The following is a 21,765-nucleotide window of genomic DNA, read 5'->3' on the forward strand; positions in this document are numbered from 1 at the left end:
TATGATAGCCCCCTTGCTATTTAACTTGAACCCCTTTATTATGTTACACTATTATGTATAATTTTTAAATAGTATATAATAATTAAATATAAAAGTTATACTGTTAAACAAAAAAGCCCACTAATTAAGTGGACTTTCTACTTTACAACGGCAAATCTCTCTTCCTAAACACTACAATTGCTAATATAAAAATACATAGTGCTCCAACAGTTAAGCCTAAGCTTACTGGCCATATATTATATGTTCCTTCAACAATTTCTTTCGGACGAAACAATGTAAATAAAGATATATTTCTCATCCATTCTAACTTATCACTTAATTTACCTACCATATCTAATACAAAAAATAAGATAGTTAAACTTGCTGAATAACTTAGTGCCTTTCTTTCGTCATTACATATACAAGAAAAGAAAAATGAATAAGCACTAACTACTAAAAATATTAGGCCTCCGACTACATTTATTTTTAAAAATAATTCTTTATTTAAATTATTATCTTTTAAAAACCATTCTGCACCTAATATACCAGCTACATAAGTAACAATTACAATAATTAATAGTCCCAATATGAGAACGGTAGCTTGCGTAATTGCAATTTTCACCCTGGATACAGGTGTTGCTAATAAATATGCCATCGCTCCTTTATCTACATGACGAGCAATTAAATGCGTTGCAACCGTGACGCAAAAAATTGTTAAAATGATAATAAACAATAGGCTATAATATTCACCAGCTAAAAAATCCATTACGTTTTGAATTGGACTCTCCATTCCAACGATTTTTTTTACACTATCAGGCATGCCACTTATTAATTCATTTAACCCTTTCGCTGAAACCATCGATGGGAATATCCAAATTAATAACCATAAATAAAGAGCTGCACCAGTAGCATAACTCAAAATACTTTTTTGCGTTTCTTTCAAACTAGCTAAAAATAATTGCTTATTCATGCTTTACCCCTTCTTCCTTATCGTAATAATGCATAAATAAATGTTCTAAATCCGTCGCTCTCGTTTGTAGTGCAGTTACATTATAGTTTGAAAGTATTTGTAAAACAGTTTGATAATTTCCTTGCACAATAATTGATGCTGTTTTCCCTTTCACAGCCTCGAATTGTAAATTTGATTGAGTAAGTGACTGTATTTCAGCTTGAGATGCTACTGTTACATCTATTACTTGTCTTCGCATTCCCTGTAAATCATGAATATCTTCAACCGTTACAAGACGACCATCTTTAATAATAGCTACTCTGTCACAAGTTCTCTCAATTTCAGTGAAAATATGCGACGACATAAGAATCGTTTTCCCTCTTTGCTTTTCCTCTAATATTAAATCTATAAACACTTGTTGCATAAGTGGATCGAGTCCTGATGTCGGTTCATCTAAAATTAGTACTTCTGGATCATGCATAAATGCAGCAACAATCCCTACTTTTTGTTTCATTCCTTTAGACATTTTTCGAATTGGTGTTTTCACATCGAATTGCAGACGCTCTATTAAATCATCACGTCTCTTCGTTTCCTTCAGCCCACGCATTCCTTGCATCAAATTTAAAAACTCTAATCCATTCATTCCTTCAATAAAAGAAATTTCTCCTGGTAAATAGCCAACTTCTCTTTGAATTTTCGCAGCATCTTCCCAACAATCTAATCCGAAAATTGTCGCTTTACCAGCTGTCGGTTTTATAAATCCCATTAAATTACGAATTGTTGTTGATTTCCCAGCACCATTTGGTCCTAAGTAGCCAAAAACTTCCCCTTTTTTCACTTCAAATGTAATATCAAACAAGCCTTTCCCATTTGAAAACTGTTTTGTGACATTTTGAACTGAAATCATAAGCGCACCTCATTTTTTGAAATATTTAATGTATGATATTTCAAAATTATTGTACTCCTCATCTTTCATATTCGCAACAACTTTTTGAAATATTCATATGTCCATATTTCAAAAATATTGTTTTCAATTATTTTTTCTTGTATATTTTAAATGAGGTGATTGCTTTGAACGGCTTTGAAAAAGTGAAAGAAAAAAAAAAACGTGCCATTAAAGATGCTGCCTTTAAATTATTTTCAGAACGTGGATTTAATGAAGTGAAAATAGAACATATTGCAAAGAAAGCAAACGTTTCTCAAGTTACAATTTATAATCATTTTGGAAGTAAAGATGCGTTATTTAGGGAGCTTATACAAGAATTTATAATATCTGAATTTCAATATTATAAAGATCTTGCAGAAGAAAACTTACCTTTTCATGATATGATGCAAAAAATGATTGTAAGAAAAATGAATACTGGCGGGTTATTTCAGCCTGATATGTTACTACAAATGATGCAAAGAGACGAAGCGCTCAGAGAATTTATTTATAGTTATCAAAATGAAAAAATCCTGCCTTGGTATTTAGAAATATTAGAACAAGCACAGCAAAAGAATGAAATTAATCCACACCTTTCAAAAGAAATGATGTTACTTTACATTCAAATGTTCACTAAGTTAGGTGATGATTTCGGGGTGCAACTTCTTGAAGGAGATCGAGAAAAACATATACAAGATATAGTCACTATGTTTTTTTACGGCCTTTCTGTTCCACAAAAATAAAAAAGACACGAAATTCGTGTCTTTTTTATTTTACAGGAATAACTCTACCCGTTTCACTACTTTCAATAGCTAATTGAATCACTTTAATAACATCTAAACCTTCTTCTGCTGTTACAGGTGGTTTCTCACCATTTACAATACTATCTCTTACACCTTTATAATACATTTCATAACAGCCGACTTCTGTCGGCATACATACTAATTCTTCTTCTGTTTCTATAGTAGCAAAATTCTCTTCAGAGTCTGCACCATAACCATTATCTCCTGGCTTCATTCCTTCTTTTAATTGTTCTTCCTGTGAATCCATACCATACTTCACAATAGAACCTTTATCTCCATGCAGTGTAAAATGTGGACCTGCTTGGTTTACGTAACTGCTACTATGTAAAATGACACGCTTTACTCCGTAATGAAGTACAACATGGAAGTAGTCATCAATTTCTGCACCTGGTCGTTGCTTTATTACATCAGCATTTATCGCATCTGGTTTCCCAAATAATGATAATGCTTGATCAATTAAATGTGAGCCTAAATCATATAAAATTCCCGATCCTGGTAAATTCTTTTCTCTCCAGCGATCACGTACATGTGGGCGGAAACGATCGAAATGCGCTTCATATGCGTATACATTCCCTATTCTTTTTTCTTCTAACAATTTCTTTATCGTTAAGAAATCATTATCAAAACGGCGATTGTGATACACACTTAAAACGACATTATGTTGCTTCGCTAATGAAATAAGTTCTTCTCCTTCTTCAATTGAAACAACGAATGGTTTTTCCACAACAACATGCTTACCATGTACAATCGCTTCTTTTACATATGGAAAATGAGTTGTATTCGGTGAAGTAATAACTACTAAGTCAATATCAGCACGATTTACTAATTCCTTAATTGTGCCAACAACTTCAGCATTTGGTAATGCTTGTTTCACTACTTCTTCTTTTGATGATAAAATAGCACGAATATCATATTCTTCTATCGTTTGTAATAACGGGATGTGAAATGTTGTACTAGAAAATCCAAATCCTACAATCCCTACACCTATTTTTTTCATGTTGCCCCTCCATTTATCCCGCTACTTGCGGGCAGTAAGACCCCTACCTCAAAATTCAGCGAAAGCAAAGAAGTTAGGTGAGGGCCTTACTGCCCGTAAAAGCCCAATTGGTTCAACTAATAATCAGTGGGGGATGAAGAAAACCCCCACTGATTAAAGTTTCACTTCATGAGAACGATTTCATTCCACTATTATAACAATATTATTTTTATATACATAATGATTTGCTTATAAAAAAGCATCTTGCTATGAATGATAGCAAGATGCTTCCTTTACTCCGTTCTTTTCTTCGTCCACGTTTCTACAACTTCACCAGTATCATTAACATCTAATACTAAACTACCGTTACTATACCGGTCTTTATTTCGATACGCTTTCGGATCAATCTCTTCTACAATGTGTTTCTCTGTCTTCATGTAAACTAGTTCATCGTCTCGAACAATTTCAATACCGACAATGCGGTACGGATTACGTTTTAACTCTTTGAAAATAACAAGACCTCGCTTCGCCCTCGTTGATTTCTCAATTTCTGATGCTTTTAGACGTTTTACAGCACCACGCTGCGTTACGAGAATAAGTTGATCTTTGTCACCATTTAATGGTTTACCAGAAGCGACATAGTCATCTTCTTTTAAATTAATTGCTTTCACACCAGCGGCTCTTACACCAACTGGACTTACTTCATCTTCATGGAAAATAAGTGCATATGCACCATGAGTTGCAAGAACAATATCACTCGTTCCATCTGTCGCAAATATATCAACAACTTCATCTTCTTTTTTCAAGTTTACAGCGACGAACGCTCTTGAATAACGTTGCACTTTATATTGGTTTAATTCGGTTTTCTTAATCATACCGTTTCGTGTAACAAATACGATAAATCGTTTTTCTTCTTCAAAATTCGGTACGACGGTCGCCCAGATAATCATTTCATCCCGCTCGAGTGAAACGAGATTCGCAACGTGTTGACCTAAATCTTTCCAACGGATTTCTGGCATTTCATATACAGGAAGATAAATATAATTTCCTTTGTTCGTAAATAAAAGAACGGTTTCTGTCGTGTTTGTATCGAAACGCTCAAGTAAGATGTCACCCTCTTTCATACCGAAGTCTTTCCCGTTCGATGCATTATGTGAACGCCAACCCGTTCGTTTCACATATCCTTCTTTCGTTACAGTAACGATGACATCTTCTTGCGGAATCATAACTTCCACATCGATTTTAATTTCCTCAATTTGTTCTTCAATAATAGCACGGCGATCATCACTATATGTTTTCTTTACTCTCTTCAAATCTGTTTTAATAACTTGAAGTAGTCTTTTTTCACTTTGTAAAATCGACTGTAACTCTATAATTTTCTTATTAAGCTCATCCGCTTCTTGTTCTAACGCCGTAATATCTGTATTCGTTAAACGATATAATTGCAGCGACACAATTGCTTCTGACTGTGCTTCTGTAAATCCAAATTTCGCACTTAAATTATCTTTCGCGTTACGCTTATCTTTAGAAGCACGGATCGTTTCAATCACTTCATCTAAAATCGATAATGCTTTCTTTAAACCTTCTACAATATGTTGACGATTTTCTGCTTTTCGTAATTCATATTGTGAGCGTCTTGTAACAACTTCTTTCTGATGCCCAATATATGCATCCAAAATCTTAGGTAATGTCATAAGTGTCGGACGACGATTATTTATCGCTACCATATTAAAGTTGTACGGAATTTGTAAATCTGTATTCTTATATAAATAATTTAAAATACCTTCAGCATTTACTTCTTTTTTTAATTCTACAACGATGCGAAGACCTGTACGATCTGTCTCATCACGCACTTCAGCAATTCCATCTAGCTTTTTATCTAGACGTAATTCATCCATTTTCTTAACAAGGTTTGCTTTATTTACTTCGTACGGAATTTCTGTAATAACGATTTGTTGCTTCCCACCACGAATCGTTTCAACTTCTGCTTTTCCGCGAATAATAATTTTACCTCTCCCTGTTTCGTACGCTTTTTTAATACCATCAATCCCTTGAATAATACCACCCGTTGGGAAATCTGGTCCTTTAATAACTGTTAATAAATCATCAACAGTACTATTCGGCTTATCAATACGCATCATCGTCGCATCAATTACTTCTCCAAGGTGATGCGGAGGAATTTCTGTTGCATAACCAGCTGAAATCCCTGTCGATCCGTTCACTAATAAGTTTGGGAACATTGCTGGTAATACAACTGGTTCTTCACTCGTATCATCGAAGTTTGACACAAATTCTACTGTTTCTTTATCAAGGTCACGTAATAACTCAGATGCAATTGGTGATAACCGTGCTTCTGTATAACGCATTGCCGCTGCTGGATCGCCATCAACACTACCATTATTACCATGCATTTCAACTAAAACATTACGTACTTTCCAAGTTTGACTTAAACGTACCATCGCCTCATATACAGAGGAATCACCGTGTGGATGGTAGTTACCAATAACATTACCTACTGTTTTAGCTGATTTACGAAACGCTTTATCATGTACATTTCCTTCTACATACATAGAATATAAAATACGTCTTTGTACCGGTTTTAAACCGTCACGCGCATCTGGAAGCGCGCGGTCTTGAATAATATATTTACTATAACGTGCAAAGCGATCACCTAACACGTCTTCAAGCGGGAGGTCATGAAACTTCTCTGCTTGCATGTTATTCCACCTCCGTCTCCATAATCATTTCATTTTCTAAAATATTTCCCTCTTCTTGCATACCAAATTGTACATTTCGTTCGATCCATTTACGGCGAGGTTCTACTTTATCACCCATCAATGTCGTAACTCGACGCTCAGCTCTTGATGCATCGTCAATTTTCACACGAATTAACGTACGTGTTTCAGGATTCATCGTTGTCTCCCATAATTGATCGGCATTCATTTCACCAAGTCCTTTATAGCGCTGCAACATATAGCCTTTACCGACCTTTTTTGTTACACCATCTAATTCTTCATCAGACCATGCATATTCAATTACTTCACTTTTCCCTTTTCCCTTACTTACTTTATATAAAGGTGGAAGTGCGATAAATACTTTACCAGCTTCAATAAGTGGCTTCATATAGCGGTAGAAGAACGTCAGTAGTAACACTTGAATATGTGCTCCATCCGTATCTGCATCGGTCATAATAACAACTTTATCATAGTTAATATCTTCAACAGCGAATTCATTCCCTACGCCACCGCCAATTGCGTAAATAATCGTATTGATCTCTTCATTCTTAAAAATATCAGCAAGCTTTGCTTTTTCTGTATTAATTACTTTACCACGTAATGGTAATACTGCTTGGAAACGTCGGTCTCGACCTTGTTTCGCTGAACCACCGGCAGAGTCACCCTCTACTAAGTACAGTTCATTTTTCTGTGGGTTACGTGATTGTGCAGGTGTTAACTTACCACTCAATGTACCTTCTGATTTCTTTTTCTTTTTACCAGTACGCGCTTCTTCTCTCGCTTTACGAGCAGCCTCACGCGCCTGCGCTGCTTTAACTGCCTTTCTCACAAGAAGTGTAGCAACATCCGGGTTTTCTTCTAAAAAGTAAGCTAAATGCTCAGATACAATTGCATCAATTGAAGAACGAGCTTCACTTGTACCTAGTTTCCCTTTCGTTTGCCCTTCAAACTGAAGTACTTCTTCTGGTACACGTACAGAAACGATAGCCGCTACACCTTCACGAATATCTGTACCTTCTAAGTTTTTATCTTTTTCTTTTAATAACGATACTTTACGAGCATACTCATTGAACACACGCGTCATTGCTGTTTTAAATCCAGCTTCGTGTGTTCCCCCATCTTTTGTACGTACGTTATTTACAAACGAAAGAATGTTTTCTGAATAGCCATCGTTAAACTGGAATGCTAACTCTGCTTCAATTCCGTTTTGTTCACCAGTGAAGTATACAACTGGATGAATCGAATCTTTCTCTTCGTTTAAGTATGAAACGAAAGCTTCAATTCCTGTTTCATAATGAAATACATCCTCTAAATCATTACGTTCATCTTTTATCGATATTTTCATTCCTTTTAATAAGAATGCAGATTCACGTAATCTCTCACATAATGTTTCATAATTGTAATTTGTTGTACTGAAAATAGTTGTATCTGGTTTAAAATGTATTGTTGTACCAGACTCTTTTGTCTTCCCGATTTTCTCTAACGTCGTTGCAGGAATACCACCATTTTCAAAGCGTTGTTCATAAATATTTCCGTCACGTTTAATCGTTACTACTAACCATTCTGACAAGGCATTTACAACTGATGCCCCAACACCGTGCAAACCACCACTTGTTTTATAGCCACCTTGACCAAACTTACCACCAGCATGAAGTACAGTTAAAATGACTTCAGGTGTTGGTTTCCCAAGTTTATGCATTCCCGTAGGCATTCCTCGCCCTTTATCAATAACACTAATACTATTATCTTTATGTATTACGACAGAAATTTCGTCGCCAAATCCCGCTAACGCTTCGTCAACGGAGTTATCTACTATTTCATATACTAAATGATGCAATCCACGGCTATCCGTACTCCCGATATACATACCCGGGCGTTTTCGAACGGCTTCAAGTCCTTCTAACACTTGAATTGCATCTTCATTATATTGGAACTGATGCTTCGCCAAACTCCTTGCCCCTTTCCTAATTAAATCAGAACATATGTTTCTATTATAGAATAACGCCTCGACTATAGTTTTGGCAAGTTATCTTATCTATTTTATATACCATTTTCAATAGAAAAATCCTTGTTTTTTCACAAGGATTCCTCTAGGCTACTATTTCAGAAAAATAATCGTTTGTCAACGAGAAATGGATATGTATTCCAATATTATACATTCCATACCTTTATCATGATCCAAATGATCAATATCCAAAACGGGATAACAAGTAACAATCCCCAAAAACAGCCTTTAAAAAATCTCATGATGAACACCTCGTCCATCGGCCCTACTTATGTATATTGTGAGGGCTGAATCAATCTTTTTATCTTTAAAGTCTATACTACTTTGTCATCGCATGCTCTACTTTAATACAACGATCCATTATTACAGTATAGCCTTTTTCTTGTAAAAGTTTATATGTATCTTCATCTTGTACTCCTAATTGTGCCCAAAAAACATCTGCATCAATCTCTACAAACTCTTTCCCAACATCCATTAAAAATTCTGAACGGCGGAATACGTTTACGATATCAACATGTTCTTTAATATCCTTTAGTGAAGGCACTGCCTTTTCTCCAAGTACTTCATCAACTGTTGGATTTACCGGTATAATGCGGTACCCCGCGTCTTGCATTGCTTTTGAAACCATATACGATGTACGTTCTGGTTTATCTGATAATCCAACAACTGCGATTGTTTTGCTTTTCTTCAATACTTCACCAATTTCCGTACGAGTTGGGTTTTCAATTGTCATAATTAATCCCTCCTATACCTTTAGTATATCCGATAAAGAAAGTCTCTTTCAACATGAAAGAGACTTTCTTTTATTCCGATTGATGTAAGCTAATAATCAGAAGGAAGAGAACTCTCCACTGGTTAAAGGTTACATTTATTGATTCTTTGTAGCTGAATTATCTGCTAATGTAGCTGTTTTCGTCATTTTTTGACCATTGCGATAGAATGTAACTTCTACTTTCTCGCCTACTTTTTTCTTTTCATATAAATATTTACGGAATTGAAGTGAATTTTCTACTTTTTGATCATCTAATGCTACTACAATATCATATTGCTCTAAACCAGCTTTTTCTGCTGGTGATACTGGATAAATTTTACCTAATACAACGCCATTTGTTACTTCTTTTGGCACTTTTAATTGATTTACTGCATAAGCTTGCACATCTTCTAATGAAACGACACCGACTCCTAGTGCTGGACGTTTCACCACTCCATCTTTTTCAAGTGATTCAATAACTGGTTTTGCGATGTTAATTGGAATTGCAAAACCAATACCCTCTACTGATTGCTGAGCTATTTTACTTGAGTTAATACCGATTACCTCACCGTTTTGGTTAAATAGTGCACCACCACTATTACCAGGGTTAATCGCTGCATCTGTTTGAATAACTTGTGCTTGCCAATCAGGACGTTTATCACCATCAATATCAACTGGAATTTCACGCTCTTTACTACTGATGATACCTTCCGTTACACTTCCATCAAATCCTAATGGATTACCGATTGCAATTGCTTTCTCACCCGCACGGATTTTACTGGAATCACCTAAACTTGCAACTTTATTCACATTAGATCCATCAATCTCTACAACAGCTAAGTCCAACCAAGGGTCCTTACCAACTAATTTTGCATCGACTTGCTTTCCATCGCTTAGTTTAACGGCAAGTTTATTTGCACCATCTACTACGTGGTTATTTGTTACGATATATGCTTTATTTCCTGCCTTTTTATAAATAACACCTGAGCCTGTACCAGCTGTTTGTTCTTGGCCTGTCGGCTGCATCGCAAATGGATCAGCACTTTGTTGCATATTAATCACACCAACAACAACATCCTTCGCGCCCTCGATCATTCCCGGTAAATCAGTTTCATTTTTCGCTTTATTTACAACTGGAACTACAGTTCCTTCTACTTGTTTATTAGAATTGAATGACGAAACAGCTGCACCATTATTTTGCACCCATGGCATGTACGGTGCTGCAAAACTAATCGAAACTGCCCCGACTACAGCTCCAACTAAACCTGTGAAAAAATATCCTTTTTTACTACCTGATTTTTTCATTTCTCTCGTTTCACTATGCTCTTCATTTAAATTCGGTCCGTCGTAATATCCCATGTTTTATTTCCCCTCTCTGGTGAACTCGTACTTTCAGTATAGTCACTTTTTGTGTCCTTCTTGTGAACTCATCGTGAAATCCAATTAAAAAAATACTCCTATCTATCATTGTAGACAAGAAAAGTATTTTTTGTACATTCCACCTACAAAGGAGAGTATAAATTTGCTATATCCCGAAGCTAAAGTGCATAGTAACTTAAAGGTTATTCTTCAAATTTATAACCCACTCGAATGACAGTACCGATATGCTTCGCTCTATCTCCTAGCTTATTTCGCAGTTTTTTAATATGTGTATCAACCGTTCGATCATCGCCGTAGTAGTCATATCCCCATAACTGATCTAATAAATGTTGACGCGACAACACAATTCCTTTGTTCTCCATTAAATAAACAAGAAGCTCAAACTCCTTATGTGTCAATATAATTTCTTCTCCCTCTACTAAAACTGTTCTAGATAGTCGATTCACTTCTATTCCAGCTAAAGACATAGCATTTTCTTCAGTTACTCCTACCGCACCATCCGCACGTTTCAATAATGTCTTTGCTCGAGCTACTAACACTTTCGGACTAAAAGGTTTTGTTACATACTCATCTGCACCTAATTCGAACCCTAGTAATGTATCATCCTCATCTGAACGTGCTGTCAACATAATGATTGGTACTGCTGATTCTTTTCTAATTCGTCTACAAACAGACCATCCATCTATTTCTGGTAACATAATATCTAACATAATTAAATCAATTTCATGCTCTGCAAATAATTCTAACGCTTTTTTTCCGTCTTCTGCTTCGATTACTTCAAAGCCTTCATTACGAAAATAATCACTAACGATTTCACGTAATCTTCTTTCATCTTCAACAAGTAATACTGTTTTATTCATATAATCTATCCCGCCTTTTTACTCTTTCAATCGAATAATACGTTGATTGGAGCTTCCGCGAAATGGAAGTGTTAAATCTTTTTTCTCGATTTCAAATCTTCCATCGACTAAAACATCCCCATAATGTAACAACTCTATCATATCATTATTTTGAGAACTCTGTATCTCTTCTAACGTATAACCTGTATACATCCATAGATTTTTTTTCAAACCTTTCACAACTTTTGCTACTTTTTTCACTTCAGCAGCTTGGAAGAATGGATCTCCACCTGAAAATGTTACATCAGTTAATGGATTACTTGCAATCTCTTTCACAATCTCTTCTACCGTCATTTCAGTTCCATTGCAAACATTCCAAGATGCCGGATTATGGCACCCGAAACAACGATGCGGACAGCCCGCAAAAAACACGACTGTCCGCAATCCTTCTCCATCTACTACACTATCATGAATGATGTTCATAACTTTCATTTATGCTTCACCCGATCCATCTCTTCACTACGTTTCGCACTATTCCACTTCGACATATCTCCTACAAGATAGCCCGTTATACGGCGAATTCTTTCTATATTAGCTTCATCTTCATTTCCACAGCTTGGACATTCATTCCCAATAACTCCATGATAACTACAGCACTTACAACGATCAACTGGATGATTAATTGAACCGTAGCCAACGCCATTCTCTGCCATCGCTTGCACAATTTGCTTTAATGCCTTTTTGTTATGCATAGCTGCTCCGTCTAGTTCAATATACGTAATATGTCCCCCGTTACATAGGGCATGGAAAGGTCCCTCTAAACGAATTTTTTTTATAGCTTGAATGTTATAGTAAACTGGGATATGGAATGAATTCGTATAATAATTATGGTTCGTTATACCGCTAATCACACCAAATTCCTCCCTATCTTTTTTCACAAACTTCCCTGATAGCCCTTCGGCAGGAGTTGCAATTACTGAGAAGTTCAGTTCATGTTCTTCTGTCGCTTTATCCATTCTATCTCTCATAAAGGAAATGATTTCATACCCGAGTTTCCATGATTCTTCATCTTCTCCGTGATGCTTTCCTCTTAAAGCTACTAAACATTCCGCAAGACCGATAAAACCAAGACTTAACGTCCCTTGTTTTAAAATGGATGCTACAGAATCTTCAGGCTGTAACTTTTCTCCACCGCGCCATACACCTTGTGAATATAAAAATCGAAAATCTCTCGCTCGCTTCGTACATTGATACTCAAATCTCTCTAATAATTGCTTAATTCCTAAATCTAAATAATAATTTAACGCTTCAAAGAACGCTTCTTTTGAACCACTAATTAACGCTAATTTCACTAAGTTTATAGACGTAAATGATAAATTCCCTCTTCCAATCGCTGTTTCTTCTCCATGTATATTAGACATAACACGAGTACGACATCCCATGTAACATACTTCACTTTCCGGTCGGCCATCATAATGCACTGCATTAAATGGCGCATCTAAAAATGAAAAGTTAGGGAATAATCGTTCAGCCGTTGTCTCTAACGCTAATTCAAATAAATCATAGTTCGAATCACATTCTTCAAAGTTCACACCTTTTTTCATTTTAAAAATTTGAATAGGAAAAATTGGTGTTTCCCCTTTACCAAGACCCGCTTGTGTCGCTTTTAAAAGCTGTCTAACCAATAACCGTCCCTCTTTTGATGTGTCTGTTCCATAGTTAATAGAAATAAACGGTACTTGTCCCCCGCCCCTACTGTGCATACTATTTGAATTGTGAATAAACGCTTCACACGCCTGATACGTATCATTTTCTGTTTCTTTCCATGCAAATTCTTCTATCTGTTCTTTTGTAAGCGGATATGACTGTAATCGTTTCTTATGTCTCGCTACTGTTTTTCTCACATATGGAGCTAAATCAATATCAAAGAGTGCAAACGATTGACCACCGTGCTGCATATTTTGATTCGCTTGAAAAATAATAGACGAAAGAGCCAATGCACTTTTAATGTCTTGCGGTTGTCTCATATGTCCATGTCCGGTATGAAAACCGTTAGCAAGCATTTGTGCTAACGGAATTTGCGAACAAGTCGTCGTTCCTGTCGCATAAAAATCCAAATCATGTGGATATAATATATTTTGATCTATCGCTTTTTTCACTTGATCTGATAGTAAATTTGCTACAGCATAATACTTTGCGCTCTCAGATGCGAACGTTCCCATCACTCCCATTGGAGATCGGCCATCTACATTTGCATTTTCCTGCATTAAATCTTGTTCATTACCGTGGATAATTGTCTCAAATACTTTCATTAATTCTTCTCCACGTACATTTTGTTTCAACATTCATAACCCTCCACCAACATGTTGTTGTCTTTTGATTAAAATCATACAACATATAGTTCTAGTGTATTTATGAAAAATGTAACATTCCTGTGAAAGTTTTTTTAAAAATTAATGACTTTTTCATTTGTAAAAAAGAAATGTGCTCTTTACAAATGTATGGTACAATATACGGGAAAAACTCTTTTTACCCTTTATCAACACATTTGTATAAAGGAGACTGAACTCATGATTATTACATATCTTTTATTTATCGTTGCCTACTTACTTGGCTCGATTCCGTTTGCATTAGTCGTTGGAAAAATTGGCTATGGAATTGACATTCGTGAGCATGGAAGCGGTAATTTAGGCGGAACAAATACATTCCGTACACTAGGGAAAAAAGCGGGTTTTATCGTTACAATTGCTGACATTTTAAAAGGTACATTAGCAACAAGTCTACCGATTATTTTCGGGTTAGATGTTCACCCACTATGGTTTGGATTAGCAGCTGTTCTTGGACATGTATATCCAATCTTCGCGAAATTCCGCGGGGGGAAAGCAGTTGCAACTTCTGCTGGGGTGCTATTATGCTATTCACCTATTGTTTTTGCAATATTAGCTGTTGTCTTTTTCAGCCTTTTATTTACAACAAGATACGTATCACTTTCTTCTATGGTAACAGCTGTCGTTGCTGTTATTGCATCAATTGTTAGCGGGGATAAAATCTTCATTATTGCGATGTGTTTATTAGCAGGTATGGTTATTTATAAACACCGTGCAAATATCGGGCGAATTATAAATAAAACTGAACCGAAAGCAAACTTTTCAAAAAAGCAAAAATAAGATCGTAACCCACATAACGCAAAAAGAAAACGTGAAGCATATTAATAGCGTCTTTTTGCGTTATTTTTTATACTAAAGAAAAAGCAACATAATTTGGAGGAACTATACATGAATCTTTCCGTAACAAAAGAAGCAGCACAATGGTATAAAAACGAATTACACTTACAATCGGGTGAAACACTACGCCTTTTCGTACAATACGGCGGTTGCAGTACTGTACAAAAAGGACTTTCTTTAGGTATTCGTAAAGATGACCCTGCGCACCCTGCTGTTCAAACTCAAGAAGAAGGTATTAACTTCTTTATTGAAGGCGATGATGAGTGGTTCTTCGATGGACATAATTTATCTGTTACATTTAACGACGGTGATGATTTCCCCCAATTTAATTATGAAAAATAAAAAAAGCGTGGCTTCTGCCACGCTTTTTTTATTTCTTTTTAATTTCCTCATATTTCGCATACCACTCAGGATATAATTTTTTAAATGATACAGGGCGGAACCCTTCTTTTTTCGCACAAATATTCGTTGTACTTGCAGTAATGCAAAGCTCACCATCACCGTTATATATTTCATAACCATATACAACACGAAGCGGGCTCACAGTATCAATCCACGTTTTCACAATTGCTTTTTCTCCGTAACGCATCGCTTTACGATATGAAATTTGCAAGTCTAATACAGGAGAAATAATTCCCTCTTTCTCCATTTCAACATATGAAAATCCTAATTCTTGTATAAGTTTAGTGCGCCCAAGTTCCAGCCACACTAAATAGTTTGAATGGTAAACAACACCCATCTGGTCTGTTTCCGCATAGCGGATTTCAACTTCATGTTCTGCTACAAACATTTCTATTCGCCTTCTTTCACTTCTGCTACCTTGCATACATTTAATCATAATACAGTGGAATCAAAAATAAAATAAAAACAGTGAATCTTTTACCGAAAGGGGCAAGTATATGATCCAAATTGTAACTGTTCGTAGCGGTGATAGTGTTTATGGTTTAGCATCAAAGTACGGATCTACACCTGAAGAAATTGTAAAAGACAATGGACTAAATCCAGCTGAAACACTCGTTGTTGGTCAGGCACTTATTGTTAATACAAAAGGCAATAATTATTATGTACAGCCTGGTGACAGCTTATATCGAATTTCTCAAACGTATAACGTTCCTCTCGCTAGCTTAGCTAAAGTTAATAATCTTTCATTAAAATCTATTCTCCATGTCGGCCAACAATTATATATACCAAAAGGTACAAAACGAGCAGTAGAATCCATCGCTTATTTACAGCCTTCAACAATACCGATAAAAGAAAGTTTAGTAAATGCTACACGTGCTATTAATCCATTTTTAACCTATTTAGCCTACTTCAGCTTTGAAGCAAAAAGAGACGGCACTTTAAAAGAACCAACGGAAACAGCGAAAATCGCTAATATTGCAACGCAAGGTAAAACCATCCCTATGCTCGTTATTACAAATATCGAAAACGGGAACTTTAGTCCTGAACTAACATCTGTTTTGTTGCGTAACCCAACCATTCAAAACAAATTTATTACTAACATTTTGCAAACAGCTGAAAAATACGGCATGCGAGACATTCATTTTGATTTCGAGAATGTAGCACCTGAAGATCGCGAAGCGTATAATCGTTTTTTACGAAATGTGAAAACACGCTTACCTAGCGGGTACACATTAAGTACAACGCTTGTACCAAAAACAAGTTCCAATCAAAAAGGGAAATTTTTTGAGGCTCATGATTATAAAGCACAAGGGCAAATTGTTGATTTCGTCGTCATTATGACATACGACTGGGGTTGGCAAGGCGGACCACCGATGGCGATTTCTCCTATCGGGCCTGTGAAAGAAGTACTTCAATATGCAAAATCTCAAATGCCACCACAAAAAATTATGATGGGGCAAAATTTATATGGTTTCGATTGGAAACTTCCGTTCAAACAAGGAAATCCACCCGCAAAAGCAATCAGCTCTGTTGCAGCTGTTGCACTAGCTCGTAAATATAATGTTCCTATCCGCTATGACTTCACGGCTCAAGCTCCTCATTTCAATTACTTTGACGAAAACGGCGTACAACACGAAGTTTGGTTTGAAGATTCACGGTCCGTTCAAAGTAAATTTAATTTAATGAAGGAACAAGGTATAGGCGGTATTAGCTATTGGAAGATTGGCCTACCATTCCCACAAAATTGGCGTTTACTCGTTGAAAACTTCACAATCACGAAAAAAGGCTGACATAAGTCAGCCCTTTTTTCATATTGCTGTTGAAAATACACCTTTAATTCCCTCACAAAAAAGAAGAATGATAATATCCTTCTTTTCTAACCGTTATCTACAATTGGTTGTTTGCCAGTTTGGTCTTGCATTTGCTTCCCTTTATTGCCACCAGCTTTTTTCGATTGTGTTCCAATTTGATTTGGTGCAAAGTCTTTTGAATTCTTTTTCGGATTACCCATTACTATCGCCTCCTTAACACTAGTATCGTACTAGTGTTAAGAATTATTCAGCCTGCTTAAAAAGTTTCATTTCATAACGTTTTTCAATACGTTCTTCAATTCGATCGATTGCATCACGATCGCTTAATAATTGTTGTTTATTTTCATTTACAAGTTCTTCAAACGATTTACGGCGACTTCTTCTCATGCTGCTCACCCTTTCTCCTTTGCTTTCTTACTACATAGTATGAGCAAATGAAAAACTCTTTAATCAGATTTGCAAGAAAATTTTATGTTTTAGTACTCCTAAAAAAACTCCGTGTACAATATTTTGCACACGGAGTTTTTTTATACCATAACATTTAAATACTCTTTCAGTTTTTCATCTGCATTCTTTTCATTTTCTTTATAATCATGAAGCGCCTGTAATACAAAATCATACTGTTCTAAAATATAACTTTCTAATTTCAAGACATCCTCTAAGTTATTAAGCATAATTCTCGTATTACCAACTTCACTTTTTAACGCCGGTTCACATTTTAAACTCGTACATATTCCCTTGACATCATCTTCTAATATCTCTGTTAATACGTATTTCTTTCGCCCTTTTACCTTTAATCTCATAACTGGATAAAAAGCTTTTATATCTAGATAACTACCTACGTTCATACAACGTAGCCATTCTACATTTCGTCTATTACGTACAAGTATCTCTTTCACTGCTTCGTATACCGCAGTTTCATCAAGTACGACCTTATTTACTTTTCGTTTCCCATCTACTTCAATAGATGCACATTTTTGATAAACAGCCGCGCACGTAATACAATCGTCAAATGCATTATGAGAACTTAAGCGAATTCCAAGCATTCGCTTTAACGTTTCAAGTTTATGATTAGGTGCGTGCTTCATATATTTCTTAGCTAAAAACACCGTATCAATTACTTTATTTTTAGGCTCAGGTAATCCAAGCATATTTACATTACTTTTCAAAAAACGCATATCAAAAGAAGCATTATGAGCCACGATAACATTTGTATGTAAAAACGCTAAAAATAACGGTAACACTTCTTCAATTGTCGGTGCATCCGATACACGATAATTTGTAATACCTGTTAAACTCGTAATTCGGTTCGGAATTGGACGCTCCGGATTTACATATGAAACAAACTGATCTACCAGTTCATGATTATGATATTTCACTGCTGCTACTTGAATAATTTTATCATTATAAGGGTTAAACCCTGTTGTTTCAAAATCAATTACAACATAATCTAACGGTAAGGATATATTCCCCACTCCAAATACACTCCTTTTTCTCTAAACGTTTATATTTCTTTTATCATATCACGAAGCTTTCACTACTTGAAAAAGAAAAGGCAGAAATGATTATATTCCATCTCTACCTTTTCATCGTTATTTTAATTTAGCAATCCGTTTCTCCATCTCTTTTTGAGTCATCGGTCCAATGAACTTATCTTGAATGACACCTTTTGTATCTATAAAATACGAAGTTGGTATGGTAATTACTTTATAAGCTGTTGTCACATCAATGTTCTTGTCCAATAAAATAGGAAAAGTAATTCCTTTTTCTTTAGCAAAATTGCTTACCTTTTCTTCTCCCCCACCTTTTTCTGAAGGCGTATAATTTATTGCTAAAATTTCTACTTTTTCTTTATGTTCTTTATAGAAAGCCTCCATATCAGGCATTTCTTGCTGACAAGGCCCACACCACGTTGCCCAAAAATTTAAAATCACTTTCTTTCCTTTTAAATCAGATAACTTTACATGCGTTCCATCTAACTTAGTTAATTCAAAGTCTGGCGCACTCTTCCCTATTTCAATACCATTCCTTGCAATCATCTCTTTCATAGCAGCTTCACTTTTTTCTTGCTTCCCCTGTACCGCCTGATCTTTTTTACCAAACTGTTCATAAGCCGCATATCCCGCTAAACAAAGTAACACTGTAATAATCGTAAGCTTCCGCCACATTTTATATCACCCTAACGTGTTTTTCTTCTTATAACATAATCACAAAGATACTATATACCTTATTTTAGCTTATACGGACAAGCTTGGAAATATTCACATTCGAAATAGTTAGAATATTTATAGTACAGATGAAATATTTACCTTTTTATCATATAATTAGAAATAAATACAAAACCTGCGAGGTGATATGTATTTTACAATTACTTATCAACCCTTTTACTTTTGTTTTCTTTACTTTACCATTACTATGCATTTGTTTTAGCGGCTTGCTATACAAATTCAAATGGGCTGCTATTATTATTTCTTTTACTGTTCCACTTATTTTTTTCATTATCGTCTCGGGGTTTGATATACACCTAACTTTACAAAACTTAGACGTTTGGATTATTTATAGTGCTATTTATTCTGTACTTTCCTACATAATAGCAGCTCTAATACGAAGAAAACTGCACATGTAAAACTTTCAAAAAGGGGGATTTTTATGAATCTATTTGAAAAAATACTATTATATATTCTTAGTTTTATATTTTCCCCAATCGGGATTATCACTTGGATCGTCTCGCTCTTCAGTAAAGATCCTGAAAAAAAGCAAGTTGGGCGTATTTGTCTCTTTATCGCTTTAATCTCATTTATCCTTTTAGCCGGTCTCGGTATTCTTAGTTTCTTCACGATGACTACCACCACTACTATACAATAGTTATAGAAAGGATGATTGTTTTGGGAGAGCATCCTATTAGTAAAGAACTTCGCTATATACGAATATGTTTAGTTGTTTTAGTAATCGTTCTTTTATTTTTCAACGGTGAAAGAGTCGTTAAAATTTCTACAAATCATGATGCCGTAGAAAACGTTTCAACCAGTAATATGACACAAATTGCTGAAAATACATTTGCTATCCAAGAATATAATCCATCACTAAGTAGCGAACATACGGTCAAAATTTTCAAATATAATCCGGATACAAATCAACTTACTCTAGTCAAAGAGTTTAGTACTAACGATCCAGAGTCTTATACGTATCAACTTAATAAGAGTGAATAAAGATAAGAGCGCTATATAGCTCTTATCTTTTTACTAGCATCTCTTTAAACAATGACTTACAAGTTAATAATTCTCTAGGATCCCCACATTCCACAATACTCCCATTATTCATGACGACAACTCGATCCGCTATCATCGCCCTCTCAACATCATGTGTCGTCACAATTCTCGTTACATTCCCTCCTAGCCCTTTCAGTATATTCCAAACCACTTCTTGATTGTTCGGATCTAATCCCGAAGTTGGTTCATCTAAAATAATGAGATTCGGATTTGATACAATCGCTCGCAATAACGCCAGACGCTTTCTCTCTCCTCCCGAAAACTCTTCTCCGCTTTTATGTAGTACAGTCTGAATACCTTCAGATAACCTCCAAATAATCGGCTTCGCATTTACAAGTTCAATATTTTTTTCTAATTGTTTTTCTAGGCGCTCTTCCCCGAAATACATATTCTCTTTTACTGTCGTTCGAAAAAAACGAGGTTCCTGCCATATAGTAGTCATACAAGCTTTATTACCATAATAAGCAATACTACCATTAGATGGTTTATATAAGCCCGTGATTAATTTTAAAAGCGTCGTTTTACCTGCACCACTTTCCCCCACAATGATAACGAGTTCGCCAGGATTAATTTGCAAATGAATTTTTTTAATTCTACATCTCTCTTCACCGTTCTCTTGAAATGAAACATTTGTTAATCTGATTCCTATCGCTCTTTCTACATTTCTGTATTCAGCCTGTATATCTAAAAAACAAAAAACTCGATTTGCCGAAGCGATTGCGACTTGCGTCATCATCAATAAATCACTCGCATAACGAACAGGGAAAAAAAGCATCTCAATTGTAGCTAATACTGCAACGAGCGATCCAACTTCCATATCCCCTTTTATTATTTTTTGTGCTCCTATAATAAGAACAACTATATACGCGACCGTTTCAATCACCGTTCCAACTATTCCAATGCAATGTTGCATCATCGTCTTCTTTACTTCCGTTTTATAAGATTGTGCTGTTACTCCTTTAAATAAGTGAATTGCCCATTTTTCTTTTTGTAAACTCCGTAAATCTTGTATACCTTTTACAAACTGTGACACCATCTCTACAACACTTGATTGATTTTTTTGAGAAATATCCGCAATATTCCTTACCTTTTTCCCCATAACCATTGGAACAATTGCGCTTAAAAATAAAAACGGAGTTATCCACCATATAAAGTCTATTTCTATATGTTGTAGCGCTATGATTGCACCAATAAATTGCGCAAGTGCATGAATATATTCGACTAATATAGATCCATATAACCTTACCCAGTTCGGGATATCAGAAACGACTAATGTTTCTAGCTCTCCTTGTTTTACCTTCTCGCTTTCTTCAAATGGTAATAGGAAAAAATGACGCAATACATCTATACGCTTCTCTCTTAATATTCGCTGACTCGCTTTTGAGCTTACATAATCAAATGAAAGATTGTTCACCCACATTAACAAGCGGCTGACTGTAAACAAAGTAATGTAAAGATATGCTCCCTTCAGCTCTCGTTGAATAAGATTATCTACAATTAGCCCCATAAATAGTGGCCGAGATAAATTTAAAATAGCTGCAAAAAGTCCACTGCATACAGCTGCTATTACTAATAATTTTTCTTTCTGTAACGGTAACAATATTCTTTTATATTCTTTCATGATGTTCCCTCCATTTTTATAGTAAAAAGAAAAGGATGAAACCAAATGGTTTCATCCCTTTCCATAAAATAAGGAAGCTAACAATTGTTAGCTTCCTTA

Annotated in this window: 22 protein-coding genes; 6 read left to right on the forward strand and 16 right to left on the reverse strand. The window is 35.5% G+C overall.

What is annotated here, in order from left to right; all coding sequences use genetic code 11:
• Positions 1 to 142 precede the first annotated feature (142 nt).
• Together LUS72_RS17380 and LUS72_RS17385 are read right to left on the reverse strand one after the other, a co-directional pair.
• Complete coding sequence (locus tag LUS72_RS17380; RefSeq protein WP_264447523.1) at positions 143 to 949, reverse strand: ABC transporter permease; 807 nt, start codon at positions 947 to 949, stop codon at positions 143 to 145.
• Positions 942 to 1,835 (reverse strand): ABC transporter ATP-binding protein, encoded by an 894-nt coding sequence (locus LUS72_RS17385; protein ID WP_097829051.1) that lies wholly within the window; start codon positions 1,833 to 1,835, stop codon positions 942 to 944. The genes LUS72_RS17380 and LUS72_RS17385 overlap by 8 nt, the downstream gene beginning before the upstream one ends.
• A 164-nt stretch (positions 1,836 to 1,999) precedes the next feature.
• Here LUS72_RS17385 and LUS72_RS17390 point away from each other — a divergent pair, with 164 nt between their 5' ends.
• Positions 2,000 to 2,593, forward strand: coding sequence for a TetR/AcrR family transcriptional regulator (locus tag LUS72_RS17390; RefSeq protein WP_097829052.1), 594 nt, complete (start codon positions 2,000 to 2,002; stop codon positions 2,591 to 2,593).
• 25 nt (positions 2,594 to 2,618) lie between these two features.
• Here LUS72_RS17390 and LUS72_RS17395 read toward each other — a convergent pair whose 3' ends face one another.
• The 8 genes from LUS72_RS17395 to LUS72_RS17430 all read right to left on the reverse strand — a co-directional run bounded on the left by LUS72_RS17395 (position 2,619) and on the right by LUS72_RS17430 (position 13,684).
• Positions 2,619 to 3,650, reverse strand: coding sequence for an oxidoreductase (locus tag LUS72_RS17395; protein ID WP_264447527.1), 1,032 nt, complete (start codon positions 3,648 to 3,650; stop codon positions 2,619 to 2,621).
• A 272-nt stretch (positions 3,651 to 3,922) separates the two neighbouring features.
• Complete coding sequence (gene parC, locus LUS72_RS17400) at positions 3,923 to 6,346, reverse strand: DNA topoisomerase IV subunit A (protein ID WP_097829054.1); 2,424 nt, start codon at positions 6,344 to 6,346, stop codon at positions 3,923 to 3,925.
• A 1-nt stretch (position 6,347) separates the two neighbouring features.
• On the reverse strand, positions 6,348 to 8,312 hold the full coding sequence (gene parE, locus LUS72_RS17405) for a DNA topoisomerase IV subunit B (RefSeq protein WP_001062190.1): 1,965 nt from the start codon (positions 8,310 to 8,312) through the stop codon (positions 6,348 to 6,350).
• A gap of 376 nt (positions 8,313 to 8,688) precedes the next feature.
• On the reverse strand, positions 8,689 to 9,102 hold the full coding sequence (locus LUS72_RS17410) for a CoA-binding protein (protein WP_097829055.1): 414 nt from the start codon (positions 9,100 to 9,102) through the stop codon (positions 8,689 to 8,691).
• A 135-nt stretch (positions 9,103 to 9,237) separates the two neighbouring features.
• The gene (locus LUS72_RS17415; protein ID WP_097829056.1) at positions 9,238 to 10,479 is read right to left on the reverse strand and encodes a S1C family serine protease; all 1,242 of its coding nucleotides are present in this window, start codon (positions 10,477 to 10,479) and stop codon (positions 9,238 to 9,240) included.
• A gap of 203 nt (positions 10,480 to 10,682) precedes the next feature.
• A complete protein-coding gene (locus LUS72_RS17420) occupies positions 10,683 to 11,360 on the reverse strand; it encodes a response regulator transcription factor (protein ID WP_097829057.1) in 678 nt (225 codons plus the stop codon).
• An 18-nt stretch (positions 11,361 to 11,378) separates the two neighbouring features.
• Complete coding sequence (gene nrdG, locus LUS72_RS17425; RefSeq protein ID WP_097829058.1) at positions 11,379 to 11,831, reverse strand: anaerobic ribonucleoside-triphosphate reductase activating protein; 453 nt, start codon at positions 11,829 to 11,831, stop codon at positions 11,379 to 11,381.
• Positions 11,828 to 13,684 (reverse strand): anaerobic ribonucleoside triphosphate reductase, encoded by a 1,857-nt coding sequence (locus LUS72_RS17430; RefSeq protein WP_097829059.1) that lies wholly within the window; start codon positions 13,682 to 13,684, stop codon positions 11,828 to 11,830. The genes nrdG and LUS72_RS17430 overlap by 4 nt, the downstream gene beginning before the upstream one ends.
• Positions 13,685 to 13,909: 225 nt before the next feature.
• Between LUS72_RS17430 and plsY the strand changes: the two genes are divergently transcribed.
• Together plsY and LUS72_RS17440 are read left to right on the forward strand one after the other, a co-directional pair.
• On the forward strand, positions 13,910 to 14,506 hold the full coding sequence (gene plsY / locus LUS72_RS17435; RefSeq protein WP_097829060.1) for a glycerol-3-phosphate 1-O-acyltransferase PlsY: 597 nt from the start codon (positions 13,910 to 13,912) through the stop codon (positions 14,504 to 14,506).
• A gap of 108 nt (positions 14,507 to 14,614) precedes the next feature.
• A complete protein-coding gene (locus LUS72_RS17440; protein ID WP_097829061.1) occupies positions 14,615 to 14,905 on the forward strand; it encodes a HesB/YadR/YfhF family protein in 291 nt (96 codons plus the stop codon).
• A 28-nt stretch (positions 14,906 to 14,933) separates the two neighbouring features.
• On the opposite strand, the gene LUS72_RS17445 is transcribed toward LUS72_RS17440, so the two are convergent.
• The gene (locus LUS72_RS17445; RefSeq protein WP_000495819.1) at positions 14,934 to 15,353 is read right to left on the reverse strand and encodes an acyl-CoA thioesterase; all 420 of its coding nucleotides are present in this window, start codon (positions 15,351 to 15,353) and stop codon (positions 14,934 to 14,936) included.
• 109 nt (positions 15,354 to 15,462) lie between these two features.
• On the opposite strand from LUS72_RS17445, the gene LUS72_RS17450 reads away from it, so the two are divergent.
• Positions 15,463 to 16,755, forward strand: a complete 1,293-nt coding sequence (locus LUS72_RS17450; protein ID WP_097829062.1) for a glycoside hydrolase family 18 protein — start codon at positions 15,463 to 15,465, stop codon at positions 16,753 to 16,755.
• Positions 16,756 to 16,841: 86 nt separating this feature from the next.
• On the opposite strand, the gene sspN is transcribed toward LUS72_RS17450, so the two are convergent.
• From sspN to LUS72_RS17470, 4 genes are all read right to left on the reverse strand, one after another.
• Positions 16,842 to 16,976 carry an acid-soluble spore protein SspN gene (gene sspN, locus LUS72_RS17455; RefSeq protein ID WP_000527988.1) on the reverse strand — a complete coding sequence of 45 codons (135 nt, stop codon included), beginning with the start codon at positions 16,974 to 16,976 and terminating at the stop codon, positions 16,842 to 16,844.
• A gap of 43 nt (positions 16,977 to 17,019) precedes the next feature.
• Entirely contained in the window at positions 17,020 to 17,163 is a 144-nt protein-coding gene (locus LUS72_RS17460; RefSeq protein WP_001254699.1) for an FbpB family small basic protein, read from the reverse strand.
• Positions 17,164 to 17,303: 140 nt separating this feature from the next.
• Positions 17,304 to 18,251 (reverse strand): 3'-5' exonuclease, encoded by a 948-nt coding sequence (locus LUS72_RS17465; protein ID WP_264447545.1) that lies wholly within the window; start codon positions 18,249 to 18,251, stop codon positions 17,304 to 17,306.
• A 117-nt stretch (positions 18,252 to 18,368) separates the two neighbouring features.
• The gene (locus tag LUS72_RS17470) at positions 18,369 to 18,944 is read right to left on the reverse strand and encodes a redoxin domain-containing protein (RefSeq protein WP_097829064.1); all 576 of its coding nucleotides are present in this window, start codon (positions 18,942 to 18,944) and stop codon (positions 18,369 to 18,371) included.
• A gap of 481 nt (positions 18,945 to 19,425) precedes the next feature.
• On the opposite strand from LUS72_RS17470, the gene LUS72_RS17475 reads away from it, so the two are divergent.
• Together LUS72_RS17475 and LUS72_RS17480 are read left to right on the forward strand one after the other, a co-directional pair.
• Positions 19,426 to 19,641, forward strand: a complete 216-nt coding sequence (locus tag LUS72_RS17475; protein WP_097829066.1) for a hypothetical protein — start codon at positions 19,426 to 19,428, stop codon at positions 19,639 to 19,641.
• An 11-nt stretch (positions 19,642 to 19,652) separates the two neighbouring features.
• Complete coding sequence (locus tag LUS72_RS17480; RefSeq protein ID WP_097829067.1) at positions 19,653 to 19,985, forward strand: YmzC family protein; 333 nt, start codon at positions 19,653 to 19,655, stop codon at positions 19,983 to 19,985.
• A 22-nt stretch (positions 19,986 to 20,007) separates the two neighbouring features.
• On the opposite strand, the gene LUS72_RS17485 is transcribed toward LUS72_RS17480, so the two are convergent.
• A complete protein-coding gene (locus LUS72_RS17485; protein ID WP_141536796.1) occupies positions 20,008 to 21,666 on the reverse strand; it encodes an ABC transporter ATP-binding protein in 1,659 nt (552 codons plus the stop codon).
• Positions 21,667 to 21,765: the final 99 nt, after the last annotated feature.

The sequence above is a fragment of the Bacillus cereus genome, from assembly GCF_025917685.1.
Classification (GTDB): domain Bacteria; phylum Bacillota; class Bacilli; order Bacillales; family Bacillaceae_G; genus Bacillus_A; species Bacillus_A cereus_AT.